At 67.1% G+C, this 16,704-nt stretch carries 16 protein-coding genes; 6 read left to right on the top strand and 10 right to left on the bottom strand.

Annotation, left to right across the window (positions count from 1 at the left end; genetic code table 11):
- Positions 1-65: 65 nt before the first annotated feature.
- The gene (locus tag WD430_RS14320) at positions 66-1,040 is read left to right on the top strand and encodes a calcium/sodium antiporter (protein WP_339103105.1); all 975 of its coding nucleotides are present in this window, start codon (positions 66-68) and stop codon (positions 1,038-1,040) included.
- A 66-nt stretch (positions 1,041-1,106) separates the two neighbouring features.
- Complete coding sequence (locus WD430_RS14315; protein WP_339103104.1) at positions 1,107-2,240, top strand: glutathione S-transferase family protein; 1,134 nt, start codon at positions 1,107-1,109, stop codon at positions 2,238-2,240.
- Between the two features lie 49 nt (positions 2,241-2,289).
- On the opposite strand, the gene WD430_RS14310 is transcribed toward WD430_RS14315, so the two are convergent.
- From WD430_RS14310 to WD430_RS14290, 5 genes are all read right to left on the bottom strand, one after another.
- Positions 2,290-2,511 (bottom strand): hypothetical protein, encoded by a 222-nt coding sequence (locus WD430_RS14310; protein ID WP_339103103.1) that lies wholly within the window; start codon positions 2,509-2,511, stop codon positions 2,290-2,292.
- 102 nt (positions 2,512-2,613) lie between these two features.
- Positions 2,614-3,390 carry an NAD(P)-dependent oxidoreductase gene (locus WD430_RS14305; RefSeq protein WP_339103102.1) on the bottom strand — a complete coding sequence of 259 codons (777 nt, stop codon included), beginning with the start codon at positions 3,388-3,390 and terminating at the stop codon, positions 2,614-2,616.
- Between the two features lie 291 nt (positions 3,391-3,681).
- The gene (locus WD430_RS14300; protein ID WP_339103101.1) at positions 3,682-4,695 is read right to left on the bottom strand and encodes an alcohol dehydrogenase catalytic domain-containing protein; all 1,014 of its coding nucleotides are present in this window, start codon (positions 4,693-4,695) and stop codon (positions 3,682-3,684) included.
- Positions 4,696-4,927: 232 nt separating this feature from the next.
- Positions 4,928-6,046: a GNAT family N-acetyltransferase gene (locus tag WD430_RS14295; RefSeq protein ID WP_339103100.1), complete on the bottom strand. Its 1,119-nt coding sequence runs from the start codon at positions 6,044-6,046 to the stop codon at positions 4,928-4,930.
- Between the two features lie 198 nt (positions 6,047-6,244).
- Complete coding sequence (locus WD430_RS14290) at positions 6,245-7,477, bottom strand: HD domain-containing protein (protein WP_339103099.1); 1,233 nt, start codon at positions 7,475-7,477, stop codon at positions 6,245-6,247.
- A gap of 108 nt (positions 7,478-7,585) precedes the next feature.
- Here WD430_RS14290 and WD430_RS14285 point away from each other — a divergent pair, with 108 nt between their 5' ends.
- Positions 7,586-7,834, top strand: a complete 249-nt coding sequence (locus WD430_RS14285; protein WP_339103098.1) for a hypothetical protein — start codon at positions 7,586-7,588, stop codon at positions 7,832-7,834.
- Positions 7,835-7,930: 96 nt separating this feature from the next.
- Here the strand turns inward: WD430_RS14285 and WD430_RS14280 are convergent, their stop codons facing one another.
- On the bottom strand, positions 7,931-8,935 hold the full coding sequence (locus tag WD430_RS14280) for a zinc-binding dehydrogenase (protein WP_339103097.1): 1,005 nt from the start codon (positions 8,933-8,935) through the stop codon (positions 7,931-7,933).
- Positions 8,936-9,078: 143 nt separating this feature from the next.
- Positions 9,079-9,579 carry an SHOCT domain-containing protein gene (locus tag WD430_RS14275; RefSeq protein ID WP_339103096.1) on the bottom strand — a complete coding sequence of 167 codons (501 nt, stop codon included), beginning with the start codon at positions 9,577-9,579 and terminating at the stop codon, positions 9,079-9,081.
- A 270-nt stretch (positions 9,580-9,849) separates the two neighbouring features.
- Between WD430_RS14275 and WD430_RS14270 the strand changes: the two genes are divergently transcribed.
- Entirely contained in the window at positions 9,850-10,020 is a 171-nt protein-coding gene (locus WD430_RS14270; RefSeq protein WP_339103095.1) for a hypothetical protein, read from the top strand.
- 312 nt (positions 10,021-10,332) lie between these two features.
- Entirely contained in the window at positions 10,333-10,650 is a 318-nt protein-coding gene (locus WD430_RS14265; RefSeq protein ID WP_339103094.1) for a DNA-directed RNA polymerase subunit M, read from the top strand.
- A gap of 368 nt (positions 10,651-11,018) precedes the next feature.
- Here WD430_RS14265 and WD430_RS14260 read toward each other — a convergent pair whose 3' ends face one another.
- Together WD430_RS14260 and WD430_RS14255 are read right to left on the bottom strand one after the other, a co-directional pair.
- Positions 11,019-12,149 carry a Gfo/Idh/MocA family oxidoreductase gene (locus WD430_RS14260; protein ID WP_339103093.1) on the bottom strand — a complete coding sequence of 377 codons (1,131 nt, stop codon included), beginning with the start codon at positions 12,147-12,149 and terminating at the stop codon, positions 11,019-11,021.
- A 188-nt stretch (positions 12,150-12,337) separates the two neighbouring features.
- The gene (locus WD430_RS14255) at positions 12,338-14,944 is read right to left on the bottom strand and encodes a glycoside hydrolase family 3 N-terminal domain-containing protein (protein WP_339103092.1); all 2,607 of its coding nucleotides are present in this window, start codon (positions 14,942-14,944) and stop codon (positions 12,338-12,340) included.
- A gap of 418 nt (positions 14,945-15,362) precedes the next feature.
- On the opposite strand from WD430_RS14255, the gene WD430_RS14250 reads away from it, so the two are divergent.
- Positions 15,363-15,848 carry a hypothetical protein gene (locus WD430_RS14250; protein WP_339103091.1) on the top strand — a complete coding sequence of 162 codons (486 nt, stop codon included), beginning with the start codon at positions 15,363-15,365 and terminating at the stop codon, positions 15,846-15,848.
- Positions 15,849-15,980: 132 nt separating this feature from the next.
- On the opposite strand, the gene WD430_RS14245 is transcribed toward WD430_RS14250, so the two are convergent.
- Positions 15,981-16,598 (bottom strand): nitroreductase family protein, encoded by a 618-nt coding sequence (locus tag WD430_RS14245; RefSeq protein WP_339103090.1) that lies wholly within the window; start codon positions 16,596-16,598, stop codon positions 15,981-15,983.
- Positions 16,599-16,704 lie beyond the last annotated feature (106 nt).

The following is a 16,704-nucleotide window of genomic DNA, read 5'->3' as shown; positions in this document are numbered from 1 at the left end:
GTCCGGTCGGGGCTGACGTCGAACCGTCCCGACGCTTTTAGTGGCTCCGTCGAACAGAGCAACCGATGACAGTCATCGCGGACGTCGCGCTGCTCGCTGCCGGGATCGCCGCCCTCTGGTTCGGTGCCCGCTGGCTCGTCGACGGGGCCTCGAGACTGGCGACGTCGGTCGGTATCTCCCCGCTCGTCGTCGGTCTCACGGTCGTCGCGTTCGGAACCTCGGCGCCGGAGGTCACCGTCTCAGTGACCGCCGCGCTCGAGGGCCAGGGCGACGTCTCGGTCGCCAACGTCGTCGGGTCGAACGTGTTCAACCTCGGAGTGATCCTCGGTATCGTCGCCGTTATCGCCCCGTTTCGCGTCACGAACGCGTTGCTCCGCCGCGATGCGCTCGCAATGATCGGGACGACACTGGTCGGTGCGGTCGTCCTCTCGGACCGTCACGCGTCGCGACTCGAGGGGGCGGTGCTGCTCGCCCTGCTGGGTTGCTATCTCGGCGCGATCGGGCTGGCGATCCGGCGAGCCGACGGCAGCGATATCGCGACCGACGGCCTCGTCGCCGTCCCGAGCGGCGGGGCCGACGGAGCGACGGTCTCCGTCGGTCGCGAGGGCGTCCGCCTGCTCGCCGGCCTCGCCCTCGTCGTGGCGGGCGGTCGCGCGCTGGTCGGTTCGGCGACGGCCATCGCCCTCTCGCTGGGGATCTCGCCGTGGCTCGTCGGCGCGACGGTCGTCGCCGCCGGCACGTCGCTGCCGGAACTCGTGACGTCGGTCGTCGCGGCGCGCCGCGGCGACATGGGGATCGCCGCGGGCAACGTCATCGGCTCGAACGTGTTCAACATCCTGGGCGTGCTCGGCGTCGCCGCGGTCGTCCGCCCGATGACCGTCGATCCGGCCGTTCAGCGCAGCCTCGCGTGGCTGGTCGTCGTGACCGCCATCGGGACGGCGCTGCTCGCGACCGCCCGACGCGTGACCCGACGGGAAGGGGTCGCGCTCGTCGCGATCGGCCTCGGATACTGGCTCGCCAGCGCCCTCGGCCTCGGCTGACGGTCGCGGTCGCGGTAACACCGGTGTTAGCGAGAGTCTTTGAGCCTCGAGCGCCTCGTATCGGCTATGAATATGCTCGTCGACGGCGAGTGGCGAACCGACGCGTACGAGGCCAACGACGACGACGGCTCGTTCCAGCGCCAGGAGACGACGTTTCGCGACCGGATTCGGGACGATCCCGACGCGACGTTCCAGCCCGAGGCCGGACGGTACCACCTCTACGTCTCCTACGCCTGCCCGTGGGCCCACCGCACGCTCGTGACGCGGGCGCTGAAGGGACTCGAGGACGCGATCTCGGTCTCCGTGGTCGACCCCTACCGCGACGAGGGCGGCTGGCAGTTCTCCCCCGAGAAGGAGGGCTGTACCCGCGACCACGTCCACGGCGCCGATTACCTGCGGGAGCTGTACGTCGAGGCCGATCCGGACGCGACCTGTCGCGTGACGGTGCCGGTCCTCTGGGACAAACGGGAGGACACTATCGTCAACAACGAGTCGAAGGAGATCATGCGGATGCTCGACACCGAGTTCGAGGACTACGCACAGCGAGACGTCGACCTCTTCCCCGAGGGGTATCGCGACGAGGTCGACCGGATCATCGACGAGATCTACGAGCCGATCAACAACGGCGTCTACCGGGCCGGCTTCGCGACCAGACAGGGGCCCTACGACGAGGCCGTCGACGACCTCTTCGCGGCGCTCGATCACTGGGACGACGTGCTGGGCGACCAGCGGTACCTCGCCGGCGACCGGCTGACCGAGGCCGACATCGCGATGTTCACGACGCTGATCCGGTTCGATAACGTCTACCACACGCACTTCATGTGTAACGTGCAGTACATCCGCGAGTACGAGAACCTCTGGCCGTACCTGCGCGATCTCTACCAGACGGGCGTCGACGACCGAAGGGAGGGGACGCCGGATGGACGAACGGGGAGCGGTGCGAGGCGCGACCCGGGGGAGCGCCTCGACGAAGCGAACGGGGAGGAACGACCCGTGAGCGAAGCGATCCGTGAGTCAGGCGTCGCCGAGACGGTCGACATGGACCACATCAAGGAACACTACTACACGACCCATCCGGACGTGAATCCCAACGGGATCGTCGCGCGAGGGCCCGATCTCGACCTCGAGGCGCCCCACGACCGCGACGAACTGGCGGGCGGTCCGCCGTCGGATCTGGTCGCGGCCAGCGCAGACGACTGAGGCGATTCGACGGCGATGCGAGAAGCGGGACACCCGAAACCCGATCCGATTACGATCCGCTCGGCGGCCGTCCCGACTGTTCGCGCCACGTTTCGAAACTGTGCTCGAACTCCTCGGGTGCGAAGAACGCCCGCCAGATGAGGTACGCGGGGATCAGTACCGGGAGCAGCGGGATCATGACGACGACGAGGATGGCCGCCATCACGTACCCGAACAGCGACATCTGCAGATTCGGGCCCATCCCCGTCGAGTCGGCGACGTCGGTGGACATACATCAGGGTAGGAACCTGTCGCTATTCGGTCTTACGGTCCCGCGGCGGGCGATCGCCGTGCCCTCACCGATCGAGCATCGGCTGTGCGCCTCGAGTTCGACCTAGGCACCGTCGAGCGCGTCGGACGAGTTATCCTTCGGTCGATACCCCAGCTCGAGCATCGTCTCCGACAGCGAGAGGAACCGCTCGGCGTTGTCGGAGATGCCGTGGGCGGTCAGCGGCGTCGACTCGAGGGTCGTCGTCGCGGCCGCGCGGATCACCCGCTGACAGTCGTCGGGACTGAGCCACATCGCGCGGGCGTATCGCTCGCCCGCCGCGTCGCGGTCGGCGATCTCTTCCTCGAGTTCGTCTTCCGAGAGCAGCCAGCCGATCCGCAGGTTGACCACGTCCAGCCCGTGGCGGTTGGCGTAGTAGTGGCCCATCGCCTCGCCGAAGACCTTGGTGACGCCGTAGTAGGTGTCGGGGTTCATCTCGTCGTCCGGCCGAACGATGTCGGGCTTGCCGACCGTCGACTCGGGCCGGATCGGCGAGACGACGTTGCCCATGTTGACCGCGTGATTGGAACTCGCGAAGACGATCCGCTCGAGGTCGTTCTGGGCGGCGGCCTCGAAGGCGTTGTAGACGCCGTCGACGTTCGGCTCGCGGACCTCGTCCCACTCGGCCCGCGGGTCCGGGTTCGCCGCGAGGTGGATCAGTACGTCGATGTCCCGCCCCTCGAGGGCGCCGACGAACTCATCGCGGTTCGCGATCTCGAGGGGCTCGGCGTCCAGGTCTTCGGTCTCGCTGTGGGAGAACAGCGTGAGGTTCTCCTCGTCGAACGCCTCGACGGATTGCCTGCCGACCCGCCCCGATGCGCCCGTAATGGCGATCTCGGTCATAACCGATGGACACCGAGGGCGGGGAAATAGCTCCGCCCAGCGCGTTCCGGCTAGGAAAGCCCCTTCCGGACGCGAGTCGGTGACTCGCGTCCGGAAGCCCCTTTCAGTCCCACCGAAAGCCCCGACCCGCTGGCGTCGACGCCAGCGGGTCGCCCCTTTCAGTCCCGCCCGACGGTGGATCGACCGGGCGGCCGAAACGGAGGGAGAAACCGGACGGTCCTAATCCGTAGACAGGTCGGCCGACCGAAACCCCTGGCCAGGTCGAGAAGATCGGGCAGCGAAGCGACTGGCTCAGGGTTCGACGACGAGTTTGCCGACGCTCTCTCGGTCCTGCATGGTCGCGAAGGCGTCGGCCGTCTCCTCGAGCGAAAACGTCTCGTCGATCACGGGCGAGAGGTCGCCGTCGGCGGTCAGATCGACGAGCCGACGCAGGTCGTCCTGTGTGCCCATCGTCGACCCGACGACGCGCTTGTGGCCGAGGAAGAGGTCCGGCACGTCGATCGTCGACTCGCCGCCGGCCGTGCGGCCGCAGATCACCATCGTCCCGCCGCGGCGCATGACGTCCTGGCCGAGCCGAGTGTACTCGCCGCCGAGGTGGTTGATCACCGCGTCTGGGGTGCCGATATCCGCGACCGCCTCGCGGATTTCGTCGGGCTCGGTCGCCTGAATCGCGTGATCGAGGCCCAGTTCGGAGACGCGCTCGAGTTTCGATTCCGACGAGGAGGTCCCGATCGCGCGGGCGCCGAGGATATCGGCGAGTTGGACGGCGGCGACGCCGACGCCGCCGGTCGCACCGGGGACGAAGACGAGGTCGCCCGGCCCGACGTCGGCCCGGCGGAGCATGTGGAACGCGGTCATGTACGCGGTCGGAATCGCGGCGGCGGTCGTCGCGTCCACGCCGTCCGGGAGCGCGACGAGCCGATCGGCCTCGACGCGGGCCGTCTCGGCGAGTCCGCCGTGGTACAGCGAGAAGCGCTCGCACAGGTTCTCCGGTCCCTCGCGGCAGAACCGACAGGAGCCGCAGGTCTCGTTCGGACAGAGGACGACCCTGTCGCCCGGTTCGACGGCGCTGACGTCGTCGCCGACCTCGCTGACGACGCCGGCGACGTCCAGCCCCGTCACGAACGGGAGGTCGTCGGCGTCGACCATCGCCGAATCGCCCTCGAGGATCCACAGATCGTGGCGGTTGATCGCGCAGGCCGCGACGTCGACCGCGGCCTCGCCCGGGCCGGGATCGGGGTCGTCCCGCTCGATCACGCTCACTCCCTCGGGACCGATCAAGTCGGTGAAGGCTGCTGCTCGCATCGGTTCGGGGATCGGCCTCGAGACTAAAGACCGTGGGGGACGCGGCGATCCGCTCTCACTCGAGGAAACCCGACATAACGCATTTCCGTGCGTTCGTCGTCGGTTCGACCGCACTCGCGTCCGGGTTGGGGTAGTGGTCATCCTTCAGTCCGTTTCGACTGAGACGCGTAGTTCGATTCTCGCACCCGGACCTCCGATACCGGTTCCACGCGTTCGGTCTCGAAGCCGGCGATCACTTGTATCGATACGGCCAGTACAGCGATCGGCCCGTCTTGAGGAGCCGCCAGAGCGGACTACAGCCGCGTTCCCAGACGAGGATCGGGAGAATTCGCCCGCCGAAGCCCTCCTTGAACCGGAAGACGCCGTTCTCGAAGTTCGAGTTCGTGCTGCCGAAGTCGTACGTCTCGTATCCGTTGTCGATCCCCCACCGGATGACGTGATCGTAGAGCAGTTCCGAGGCGTGATCGCCGAAGTACTCCTCGGGGACCGCGGCGAAGAACCCGTGGATCGAGGACCGCTGCTCGTCGAGCAGTTCCAGGAAGCCGCCGGCGTACTCGCCGTCGATCCGGATCGTCAACAGCAACAGTCGCTCTCGCATCTCCAGCAGTCGTTCGAAGAACGAGAGCGGGTAGACGTCACCGTCGACGCGGTCCATCACCCGCTGGTACACCCGGTGGAATCGCTCGAGGTTCGACCGCGTGAGTTCCTCCTCGACGATCTCGTAGTCGCCGTCCTTGCCTCGATCGATTCCCCGGCGTCTGGTCCTGCTCATCCCGTCGACGATCTCGTCGTAGCCCCGCGTGAGATCGAGCACGAACCGACACTCGCGTCGATACGGTTCGTAGCCCTCGGACTGGAGGGCGTTGTTGTACCGCATGTACTTCATGTCGAGACCGCGGATCTGGTGGACGACCGTCCGCCCGGTACAGAGTTCGGCAACGGTATCAGTGAGCAGCGACAGCGACTCGGGGACGTCGGTCGTGACCAGCGGCCCGCCGAATCCCGGATACGACGACGAGAGTCTTCGGAACGGCGTCTTCTCGATGTCGACGACGAAATTCGGTACCAGCCCGATGAGGTTCCCGTCCTTCTCGACGACGAGATGTCGCGGCGTCTGCTCGAGTCCGGTCTCGACGGCCTCGAGCCACTCGTGGCGGTGAAAGACGCTCCCGCAGGTCGACCGCTCGACGACCTCGTTCCAGCGATCGGCCGCGACCGATCGAATCGAGTCGAATACCGTTACCTCGAGTCCGGAGTCCGCCGTCGTGAACGTTCTCGAGAACGTCTCGGCGTCGGAACTCTCCTCCGTGCACCCGTCCGACGTGGTAGTTTCCGCGATCGTCTGCCCCATCCTGTTACACGTGTCCGGAGACGGCTGGTAAGTTAACGCCAGATAACTTGACGGTCTCAGACCTGTATCTAACCGGCGCGTCGGCGAACTGCGTCAGAGAGATCGAGGGCTCCCGCCGCCGAACCGGCCGAAATAGCGATCGTAACGATAGCGTAACGGAGCGCGGCGTCCCCGTTCACCCCGTAAGTCGATTCGCGCTCAGTCGACGAACTGATCCAGCGTCGCGTCGAGTCCGTTCCGGACCTCGCTGACCAGCGCGCCCTCGATGTCGAGTCCGAGGACGTCGACGGCCGCCCGCCCGACCCGATCGCGCATCTCGGACGGCGAGTAGACGCCGAGTCGCCACTGGGAGTACTGGGCCGCGCGCAGCGCCTCGACCAGCGGCGACTGCTCGCCCAGTCGACGGACGTCGCCGTTGACGACCACCCGCGAGGTCGACTCCTTCATCGACGGTCGGCGCTGAACGTCGACGATGACGCACTCGGGATCGACCGCGGCGTCGTCGGCGATCTCCCGCTCGAACTCGCGGACCGTCTCGTGGTCGGCCTCGATGATCCCGCCCGGCACGTCGTCGATCTCGGCCCACACCGCTCGCTTGTACAGGTCGCGCCGATCCAGCCGCCGCGAGAACGTCTCCGTCTCAGAACACGAGCGCAAGGCGGCGATCAGGTCGTGATCGTCCATCCGCTGGAGCCGCGCCGCGTCGACGTCCGTCTCGGGCGCGTCCAGCAACCGCTCGGACGCTCGCCGGAGCATCGCCTTGCTGATCCGGGCGACGCTGTGGCTGTAGACGGCGGGATTCATCAGCGCCCGCGCGACCAGCAGGCTCTCGGCGGTCTGGACGTTCCCCTCGTCTAAGACGAGCTCGTCGTCCGTGAACGTCAGTTCTCGAACGAGGCGACCGTGATCGATCGTCCCGTAGGGAACGCCCGTGTGGTGGGCGTCGCGCACCAGGTAATCCATCCGATCGACGTCGAGCTCGCCCGAGACGAGCTGCCCGAATCGCCCCTCGCCCGCGATCAGGGCCGCGATCCCGTCGGGATCTAAGTCGTGGTCGCGAAGCGCGGCGCCGACCTCGCCGTCGGTCAGCAGGTCGTGCACGTCGTCGTGGTACCGACCCGTTCGCCGGTGGGTCAGCGGCTCCAGGTTGTGGCTGAACGGGCCGTGGCCGATGTCGTGCAGGATCGCTGCGGCGTGGACGCGCTCGGCCTGGCGCCCGTCGACGTTGAGGTGCTCGAGGGCCTCGCAGGCGAGGTGGTAGACGCCGAGGCTGTGCTCGAAGCGCGTGTGATTTGCGGAGGGGTAGACCAGCGAGACGGTCCCGAGCTGGCGGATCCGGCGAAGGCGCTGGAGTTCGGGCGTGTCGAGGAGGTCCCGCGCGACTCCGTCGATCCGGATGTGGTCGTGAACGCTGTCCTTGATCGTCGTCACACCCACAGTTCGGGCCGATTACACAAAAACCGTCGCTCGAGCGCGCTGAAAAGTGCCCGTCACCTGACGCGGCGGTACTTACCCGCGTCGCCGTCGTTCCAGTCGCACATGACCGAACTCACGATTCCACGGGACGCCACCGACGAACGCGCCGCGGAACTCGTCCGCGATCACGTGGACGTCGGCGACGTCGTCGAAGTCTGGGAGCGCGACCGAACCGGCGGCGACGACCCCGAGGTGACGGGCGAGGTGACGGGCATCGAACCGGGCTATCTCGAGCTCGACGGACGGCCGCTCGGCGAGGGGAGCGTCCGGTACGACAGGATCGGGACGGTGATCAAAGTCGTCGACGACTGACGGAGCGGGCCGAGGATGCGGGCCGGCCCGGCGGATCCGGACGCCCGCAACGGGCCGTCGCTCGCCGGTAGTTCGCCCCGAATTCGCCTCTGGTCGTCACTCCGCGACGAGCAGGAGTTTCCCGAGGAAATCTCCCTCCTCGCCGCGCCGGTGGGCGTCGGCGACCTCGTCGAACGGGTACCGGTCGGCGATGTGGGGCTCGAGGGCACCGTCGTCGACGAGCGTCGCAATTTCCGTGAGCTCCTCGCCGATGCGTTCCTGTCGGTCGCCGAGGAGGACCGGGAGGATGACCAGCACGACGCCGAGCTCCAGCGAGTTCTGGTGCATGGGCGCGAGGTCCACGTCCCCCGCGGCGCTGGACTCGGTCGTCACGACGGACCCGTAGGGTCGGACCGCCTCGAAGGCCGTCTCGAGGTGGTCGTCGCCGATCGGATCGAAGACGACGTCGAAGCCGTCGCCGCCGGCGTGCTCGTCGACGTAGGTCTCGACGTCCGTCTCGGTGTAGTCGACCGTCGCGTCCGCGCCGAGGCGCTCGGCGAGGTCTCGTTTCGCCTCGCTCGAGCCGGTCGCGGTGACGTCGGCCCCGAGGTGGTCGGCCAGTTGGACGCCGATGTGGCCGACGCCGCCGCTGGCGCCGTAGATCAGCACGTCGTCGCCGTCCTCGACGCTGGACTTGTCGGTCAGCAGCTCCCACGCCGTGAGCGCGACGACCGGGAGGGCCGCGGCGTCGGCGAGCGGCAGCGATTCGGGCGCGTGGGCGAACGTGCCGGCGTGGCCGACGACGTAGTCGGCCAGCGCCCCCTGTCGGCCCGCGCCGCCGGGCATGCCGTAGACCTCGTCGCCCTCCGCGAAGGCGTCGACGTCCTCGCCGACCGCGTCGACGACGCCGGAGACGTCGCAGTGCAACCGGGCCGGAAAGTCGGGCGCGAAGTCCGGAATCGCCCCCTGCCGGATCTTGTAGTCGACGGGGTTGACGCTGGTCGCGACGACCTCGACGCGGATCTCGTTCGGGCCGGGCTCGGGGACGTCGACGGTCGTCCGCTCGAAGACGTCCGGATCGCCGAACTCCTCGATCACGTGGGCGGTCATCTCGGAAGACATAGCGGTCGCCGATTGGGTCCTCGGCCGGGAATACGCGACGCTTGCGGCGACCCGCGAGGGGTTCCTCGTCGCCGGCGAGCGCGCGGTCGTCACCGTCGCCACGTATCGGACGACGACGGCGCGTTCGGTCCGACCGTCCGCAGTTAGCGCTCCCGCTCGCGGTCGCGCTCGAGCGGATCGGCTCTGGCCGCGTCGTTCGTCGCGGTCTCGTCAACGGGGGCGGCGTCCGCCGCTCCGTCCACTATCGTCGCGTCCGTCGTCGTCTCGGTCGCTGACCCCGATCCGATCGCGTCGTCCGGGATCTCGTCGACCGCCACGAGCCGCTCGAGTCGGCGTTCGAACTCCGCGTCGTCGATCTCGCCCGCCGCGTAGCGGCGTTTCAGTTCCTCGAGCGGGTCCGCTTCGGTATCAGCCTTGGCCTCGGCGTCGCGCGTCGCGTCCGCCGTCTCGTCCTCGAGCAGCAGCGCGACCTCGTCGCCCCAGAACAGCAGGACCGGGGTTAGCACGAACCAGCCGACGATCGTGATCACGCCCGCGAGCGCCTCGAGGCCGGCGATTCCTGCGAGACTCGTCAGCGCGAGCGTCAGGATCGCTACCAGTAGCCAGCCCTCGTTGGCGATGGTGGTCCGAATCTGCTCGTCCATCCCTACCTCGTTGTTCTCAACGGAACTACAAAAAGTTCCGTCGAGCGCTGGGTGGCAGTGGAGCGCGGGAACGGTCGGGGGCGGGTATCTCCGCAGTGCCTGACTCGCTTTCACTACCAGTAGATAGTAGCACGTTCTCTTTACGCGGAAATACGGTTGAAAACAAATCAGATAATTCGGAAACTGCGTGTGCGAACGTACCGCTATCTGTATTTTATTCCAATTATATAATGTGTGGGGTTTAACCTCTTTCGAACTATAATCGGGAGTATGAGTGACAGGAAGCCGAACAACCCGCTTTCACCGTACTACCCATCTGAGACTCCCGATCTTTCAGGGAACGTCCCGAAGTGGATAGCAATTGGTGTCGTACTCTGGGCAGTTTTCTGGGGGAGTTGGATAGTCCTCTCTCTACTTGGAATCGTCTCACCACCAATGTAACAGAGGAGGAACGACCGGTACTGCGTTACTTGCTTCCCCTGTACTTACCGTTGAGCGATCGTCCGTTCGACTCTACGCGATTTGTCGGACATAGCGCTCGCGGTAACTACAGGTGCTTATTGACCAGCGAGCGTTCTATCAGGTTCGAGTGGGGTTCGTAGCGTCGTGCTGAATACACAGCGCGAATGTTGCACAAGATTCGGCTTGATTTGCTCTTCGATAACTCAGTACAGTCAGCATGAGAAGTTGCCTGAAATCCCCGACGGATCAGAAGTTAACACATATACCGAAAACCGTGTATTCCTACGTTATATGCAATTCTGTGACGAGTGTGGTTCGATGATGCACACGGAGGGCGACACGTGGGTGTGTCGCTCCTGTGAGAACGAGGCGCCGCGGGACTCGCAAGCGGAAGCGGCGATGGCGACCCAGGATGGACAGCGGGACGACGGGGCACCCGCCGTAGCCGACGCGACCCAGGGCTCCACCGAGACGATGCAGGAGCCCTGTCCGGCGGACGACTGCGACAGCGACCGGGCCTACTCCGAGATGATGCCGAAGCCGGGCGGCTCTTACGAGGTTCGGCTGTTCACCTGCGTCGAGTGCGGCCACAAGTGGCGCGAGTCCTGACGGCGCGCCTCGCGAACCCCGCCGCTTAAATATGCACAGACCGACACATCGGACTCTCAACTCTCGGGGTTACTCGGTCTCAAGTGGAGACACACATCGACTCCAAACCAACTCCCACGACGTTCTTGAGGCTATCAACATTCCGTCTCTCGAGACGTGGATGCAGCAGCCGACCGTCCGCTGTACGCTGGCTGTCAATTCAGTGTGGTTTCGCTCGCGGTCATCGACCGACCGCACTCTCGTTCGGTCGGATCGACAGCACGCGCCACCGTACGACAGATAGGGTCGCGGACCGAGGACGCTCGAGTCACGTCCGAGAACGATTCGACGATTTGAGCGATGCACGCCGGAACGCGATCGATCCCGCGCTACTCGAGGCCGACCCACTCCCCGCGCTCGTCGCTGTCCTCGATCGCGGCGAGGACGCGCTGGGCCTCGAGCCCGTCCTCGAAACTCGGTGCGAACTCGCTCCCGTCCGCAACGGCGCTCAGGAACTCGTAGTTCTCGTGGACGAACGTGTGCTCCCAGCCGAGCACGTGGCCCGGCGGCCACCAGTGGTCGACGTAGGGGTCGTCCTCGTCGGTCACCAGGATCGTCTCGTAGCCGCGGTTCTCGTCGCGGCGCAGCACCTCGAGTTCGTTCAGGCGCTCGAGTGAGAAGCGCAGGCTCCCCTCGGAGCCATGGATTTCGATGGTGTGGTCGTTTTTATGGCCGGTCGCGAAGCGCGAGGCCTCGAGCGTCCCCATCGCGCCGTTTTCGAACTCGAGTTGCGCGGAGTAGGCGTCGTCGACGGTGACGGGCCGCGTCTCCTCGTCCTCCCCTTCGACGGGCCGCTCGTCGACGAACGTCTGCAGGTGACCGCTGAGTCGGTCGATCTCGCCCGCGAGGTCGTCGTCGCCGACCAGGAACCGAAGCAGGTCGACTGTGTGCGCGCCCAGATCGCCCAGCGCACCGGAACCGGCCAGCTCCTCGTCGTTGCGCCACGACCACGGCGCCTCGGGATCGACCAGCCAGTCCTGGAGGTAGCGTCCGCGGACGTGGCGGATCTCGCCGAGTTCGCCGTCGTCGAGCAACCGCTTCGCGTACCGGATCGCGGGCACGAACCGGTAGTTGAAGGCGCAGCCGGCGGGGACGTCGTCGCCGGCCTCGCGGGCCGCGTTCGCCATCGCCTCGGCGTCCTCGAGCGTCGGCGCGAGCGGTTTCTCGCAGAAGACCGGCGTGCCGGCGTCGAGGGCCGCGATCGAGGGCTCGGCGTGGACGTGGTTCGGTCCGAGGTTGTAGAAGACGTCGACCTCGTCGACGACCTCGGTCCAGTCCGTCGATACCGAGTCGAAGCCGAGTCGGTCGGCCGCGTCCTCGAGGGCCGCCTCGTCGCGGCCGACGAGGACGCTGCGCTCGACGTCGGGCGCGTCCGGGAAGAACATCGGCAGCCGCGCCATCGCGTTCGCGTGTGCTTTCCCCATGAACCGATAGCCGAGAACGCCGACTTCGAGTGTCATGCGTCTCCATTCACAATAGGCGTAGTTAGTGGTTTGCGTCGCGGAGCGACCGCGACGAGCGGCGTGACGCCGACTCGATCGGTCGGTCCCCGATTCGCCGGGTCGTTCCAGACGCGTTCGCGGGTCGAGCGACGCGGTTCCACCGACGACCGTCGACGGTCGCGGCACCGACACCGTGGGTGGCGGCGCTACCGTCCGTTTCCGCGATCCCGTCCGCATCCGCGCTGCCGATCGCGCCGTTTTCGCTCCTTGAGGCGTCGGTGCAGCGCCATCACGTCCTCGAAGTCCTCGTCCCCGTCGCCGTCGATGTCGTAGCGGCCGGGCGTCGGCTCGGGATCAGTGATCGACGCCGTCTTCCCGACGGTCAGCGTCGCCGTCGCACCCTCGGCCGCGTCGTCGCTCGCGTTCACGCCCCAGTCGGAGCCGACCGCGAGTTCGTACTCGCCGGCCTCGACGACCCGCGGTCCCCAGCCGGGCACGTCTCCGGGGACGACCTCGAGCGTCGAGAGGTCGAGTTCGACGGCGACGGTCTCGCGCTCGCCGGGCTCGAGGTGAACGCGCTCGAAGCCCATCAGGCGGCGGTGTGGCTGGAGCACGGAGCCGTAGGACTCGGTGTTGTAGACCTCGACGATGTGCTCACCGGCCGTCTCGCCGGCGTTCTCGACGGTGACGTGGGCCGTCACGGTCGGACTCGAGGCGGGATTCTTCACCGCATCGGTCGACAGCGACAGGTCCGCGTACGCCCAGTCGGTGTAGGAGAGTCCGTGGCCGAACTCGAACTGGACCATCTGATCGCCCGCCCCGTCGGGGTGTCGCGGCGGGTACTCGTCGTAGATCTGGGGCACGTGCCCGACGTGGGACTCCCAGGTGAACGGGAGCTTGCCCGAGGGGTTGTAGTCGCCGAACAGCGTGTCGACGACCGCGACGCCGGCGTCGCTGCCCGGCTGGCCGGCGAAGAGCACGGCGTCTAAGTGCCGGAACGTCTCCTCGGTCCCCCGCGGCGCCCCGGCGAGGATGACGCCGACGAGCGCGGTGTCGTCGTCGGTCTCGGCGTCGACGAGTTCCACGAGCTCCCGCTGGGCCTCGAGGAACCGCATCTTGTCCCGGTCGCCGAAGCCCTCGTTGTGCGTCCCCTCGCCGAGGACGACGACGACGGCGTCCGCGTCGGGCGCGGCCTCGCGGATCGCCGCCTCCTGCTCGTCGGTGACGTCGAAGAAGCCGTTGTCGAAGTTCTCGTAGAGGCTCTCGTAGACCGCCGGCTCGTACTCCGTCGGCACGTGCGTGAGCCCGTCGCCGAGCCGATCGGCCAGTTCGCCCTCGATCGTGCTCTGGCGGGGCCGCGGCCCGTCTTCGGTCAGGTTTCCGTCCTCGATGCCCTGCCAGCCGAGCGTCCAGCCGCCGTGTTGCATCAGGAACCGGTTCGGCGTTCCCTCGTGGACTCCGGGACCGGTCAGTAGCAGGTCCTCGCTTCCCTCGAGCGGCAGCGCATCGCCCTCGTTTCGCAGCAGGACGAGCGACTCCTTGGCGAGTCGCTCGGAGACGTCGGCGGCGCCGCCGACGATGTCGCCGATCTCGTCCTCCGGCGCGAGGGGGTCCTCGAACAGCCCGAGCTCGGCCTTGAGCTCGAGGATGCGACGGACCGACTCGTCGATGCGCCGCTCGGAGAGCTCGCCGCTCTCGACGAGGTCGATCACGGTGTCGATGAAGTCGGTCGGGGCCGTCGCGCCGCCGCACATGTGCATGTCGACGCCGGCCTCGATACCCTGTCGGACCGCCTCGCGCCAGCCGGCGTCGGTCTCGGGCAGGTACTCGTGGTTGGAGATCATCCGATCGAAGTCGTCCCAGTCGGTCAGTACCACGCCGTCGAAGCCGAATCGGTCGCGCAGTACCGTCGTCAGCAGCCAGGACGAGGCGTGGGCCGGCTTCCCGTTTACCGCGCCGCTGTTGACCATCACCGTCTTCGCCTCCTCGAGGCCGCGACGATAGGGCTCGAACTGACGGGTGCGCAGGTCCCGCATCGAGGTCCGGGCGTGGGTCCGGTCCGAACCGGTGTTCGGAGTGCCGTAGCCGGCGAAGTGCTTGACCGTCGCCGCGACCCGACCGCTGCGCTGGAAGCCCCGGGCTCTTGCCTTCCCCATCTCGCCGAGCAGCATCGCGTCCTCGCTGTGGCCCTCGAAGTACCGCCCCCAGCGCATGTCCCGGAGGACGTCCAGTGTCGGCCCGAAGTTCCAGTGGCCGCCGATCGCCGCGACGGAGTCGCCGGTGTGGGTCGCCGCCGCCTCGACCAGATCGATGTCGCGGGTCGCGCCCATATTGAGCCGCTGCGGGAAGCTCGTACAGCCGTCGAGCAGGCAGTTCCCGTGGAGCGCGTCACAGCCCCAGACGAACGGGATCGCCGGCTCGTTGACCTCGAGGTTGTACTCCTGGAGCCCGTTGAGTCCCTCGACGAACTCCTCGCCGTCGAACGTCGGTCCCGTGGCGCCGCCGTTGAGGATCGAGCCGACGTGGAGCTCCGAGAACAGCTCCCCGAGCGTGTCCGCGTCGTCGTGATCGTTGAACGCGGTGTCGGGATCGAACCCCTCGCCGAGATCGTCGATCGCGACCTGGGTCATCTGGCCGACCTTCTGCTCGAGGGTCAGCTCGTCGATCAGGGCCTCGATGCGCTTCGCTCGCTTCTCGTCGCCGGCCGCTGCGCCCGTGGCGCCGAGTCCGGCCGCGGCCGTCGCCGCGCCGGTCGCCTTCATGAACGTTCGACGCGATTCGTCGACACCGTGTGGGTTGTGTTCTTGTGACATACAGTTCCGTCCAAACAACTCGATATCGGATAAACATTTTCCACCTACCTGCGTGGTAGCAAGTAACTATCCGGATGCGATCAAGAGTAGCGATCGAATAGATTCGCGTACGAGTCGGGTTACACCGCTCGATCCGGTCGCGATCGCCCCGTCGCCGTCGCACATCACCGGGAGCGGACGTCGCGTACGGATCGATTGCGAACCCTGACGTTCCGCGGTCGCGACCGCTCGTCGGTCGGGGACGGCCCGCTCCGCTACCGGCGGTACAGTTTCCCCCGCTCGGGGCGTACGCGCTAGCGGGGACTCGATGAGCAACACAGTCCGGTTCGACGACGTAGAGAGCGTCCGGCTATCGGACGTCACCGTGGAAATGCGACCACCCGATAGACTCGAATTCACGGCGGAGGGCCATCTGAGAGTGACCGAAACCCTGCTCGGCAAGTTTGCGGGAGCGACGTTGAACCCGGTCCGCGTGACCGTGTCTGGCGACGACGCGGACTCCGTTGCCATCGATCTGACCGGGCCGGCGGCGCTCCGGCTCGAGGCCGTCGACGTCGGCGTCGCGACACCGGACCGGGAAGACCTCGCGGACGGGATCGACGCGCTTCGGCCGTCCGCGGCCGGCGGTCCCGACTCGGCCGACCCCCGGCCCGACGTGCTCTCGTTCACCGTCGAGGGAACGGTCCGAGACGTCCCGTCGGAGACGTTCGCGGCCCTTCCGGAGGGCGCGTTGCACCTCGAGTCGCTGACGTTCGCCGTCGACGAGTCGACTCGAAGCGACGGCGGACGGGCCGACGACGTGCTTCTCGAGCTCTCCCTGCTCGGCTACGGGATCGTCGTTCGCCGCGACGGTTCGACCGTCATCGGGAACGCCGGCTCGCTGGCTCCCGTCGACCTCGACTGAGATCAGTAAGCGTTCGTCCTCATCGCCGGTCTCGCCCTCATCCGTGAACTCAGACGTCTCCGACGGACTCCCGACGTATCTGACGAAATTAGCTGTCGTCGACGAACACGGAACGCTCCACGACTCGAGCCGCTACTCGAAGCCGCCGCGGTGGACGATTTCCGAGAGCGGCTTCCGGTCGCTGGGCTGTTCGCGCTCCCGAAGTTCCTCGGGGAGCGTCTCCGGCGGGGCGCGTTCGCCGATCGCGACCATCGCCTCGACCGCGTACTCCTCGGGGACGTCGAGCTCTTCGGCCGCGCGCTCGTAGTCGAAGCCGGCCATTCCGTGGACGGCCAGCCCGCGTCGCGCGCCCTCGAGCGCGAGGTTCTCCCAGGCCGCGCCGGTGTCGAAGGAGTGGACCGGCGCCGGCTCGCCGTTGTGGTCGAACGTCGTCTTCGAGACGATGACCGCGAGGACCGCGGCGTCGGTCGCCCACTCCTCGTTCCCGCCGAGTAGCAGGTCGGTGAACGTCTCCCACTCGTCGTCCTCGCGGTCGGCGATCAGGAACCGCCAGTGCTGGTTGTTGTAGGCCGAGGGCGCCCAGCGGGCGGCCTCGAACAGCGGGAGGTACTCCTCCTCGTCGAGCGGTTCGCCGGTCATCGCGCGCGGCGACCAGCGGTTGACGAACAGCGGGTCGATATCGTGATCGGGTTCGCGGTGCTCGGCGACTTCCTCGCTCAGTTCGCGTCGGCTCTCGAGCGTGTCTTGCATCACCGATTTATTCGAACCCTGTCTATGTATATATTATCGGACTCGAGGGTCACCAGGTAACACTCGTGTCGGTCTCGTGTCGGTTGATTCAACAGTCTACCCGAAC

The sequence above is a fragment of the Haloterrigena sp. KLK7 genome, from assembly GCF_037914945.1.
GTDB classification, from domain to species: Archaea; Halobacteriota; Halobacteria; order Halobacteriales; family Natrialbaceae; genus Haloterrigena; species Haloterrigena salinisoli.
The sequence above is the reverse complement of the archived record's forward strand: the minus strand, read 5'-3'. Positions and strand labels throughout refer to the sequence as shown.

Coding starts and splice junctions, on each gene's coding strand:
- WD430_RS14320 (WP_339103105.1), top strand. CDS start 66: ATGACAGTCATCGCGGACGTCGCGCTGCTCGCTGCCGGGATCGCCGCC.
- WD430_RS14315 (WP_339103104.1), top strand. CDS start 1,107: ATGAATATGCTCGTCGACGGCGAGTGGCGAACCGACGCGTACGAGGCC.
- WD430_RS14310 (WP_339103103.1), bottom strand. CDS start 2,511: ATGTCCACCGACGTCGCCGACTCGACGGGGATGGGCCCGAATCTGCAG.
- WD430_RS14305 (WP_339103102.1), bottom strand. CDS start 3,390: ATGACCGAGATCGCCATTACGGGCGCATCGGGGCGGGTCGGCAGGCAA.
- WD430_RS14300 (WP_339103101.1), bottom strand. CDS start 4,695: ATGCGAGCAGCAGCCTTCACCGACTTGATCGGTCCCGAGGGAGTGAGC.
- WD430_RS14295 (WP_339103100.1), bottom strand. CDS start 6,046: ATGGGGCAGACGATCGCGGAAACTACCACGTCGGACGGGTGCACGGAG.
- WD430_RS14285 (WP_339103098.1), top strand. CDS start 7,586: ATGACCGAACTCACGATTCCACGGGACGCCACCGACGAACGCGCCGCG.
- WD430_RS14280 (WP_339103097.1), bottom strand. CDS start 8,935: ATGTCTTCCGAGATGACCGCCCACGTGATCGAGGAGTTCGGCGATCCG.
- WD430_RS14275 (WP_339103096.1), bottom strand. CDS start 9,579: ATGGACGAGCAGATTCGGACCACCATCGCCAACGAGGGCTGGCTACTG.
- WD430_RS14270 (WP_339103095.1), top strand. CDS start 9,850: ATGAGTGACAGGAAGCCGAACAACCCGCTTTCACCGTACTACCCATCT.
- WD430_RS14265 (WP_339103094.1), top strand. CDS start 10,333: ATGCAATTCTGTGACGAGTGTGGTTCGATGATGCACACGGAGGGCGAC.
- WD430_RS14260 (WP_339103093.1), bottom strand. CDS start 12,149: ATGACACTCGAAGTCGGCGTTCTCGGCTATCGGTTCATGGGGAAAGCA.
- WD430_RS14255 (WP_339103092.1), bottom strand. CDS start 14,944: ATGTCACAAGAACACAACCCACACGGTGTCGACGAATCGCGTCGAACG.
- WD430_RS14245 (WP_339103090.1), bottom strand. CDS start 16,598: ATGCAAGACACGCTCGAGAGCCGACGCGAACTGAGCGAGGAAGTCGCC.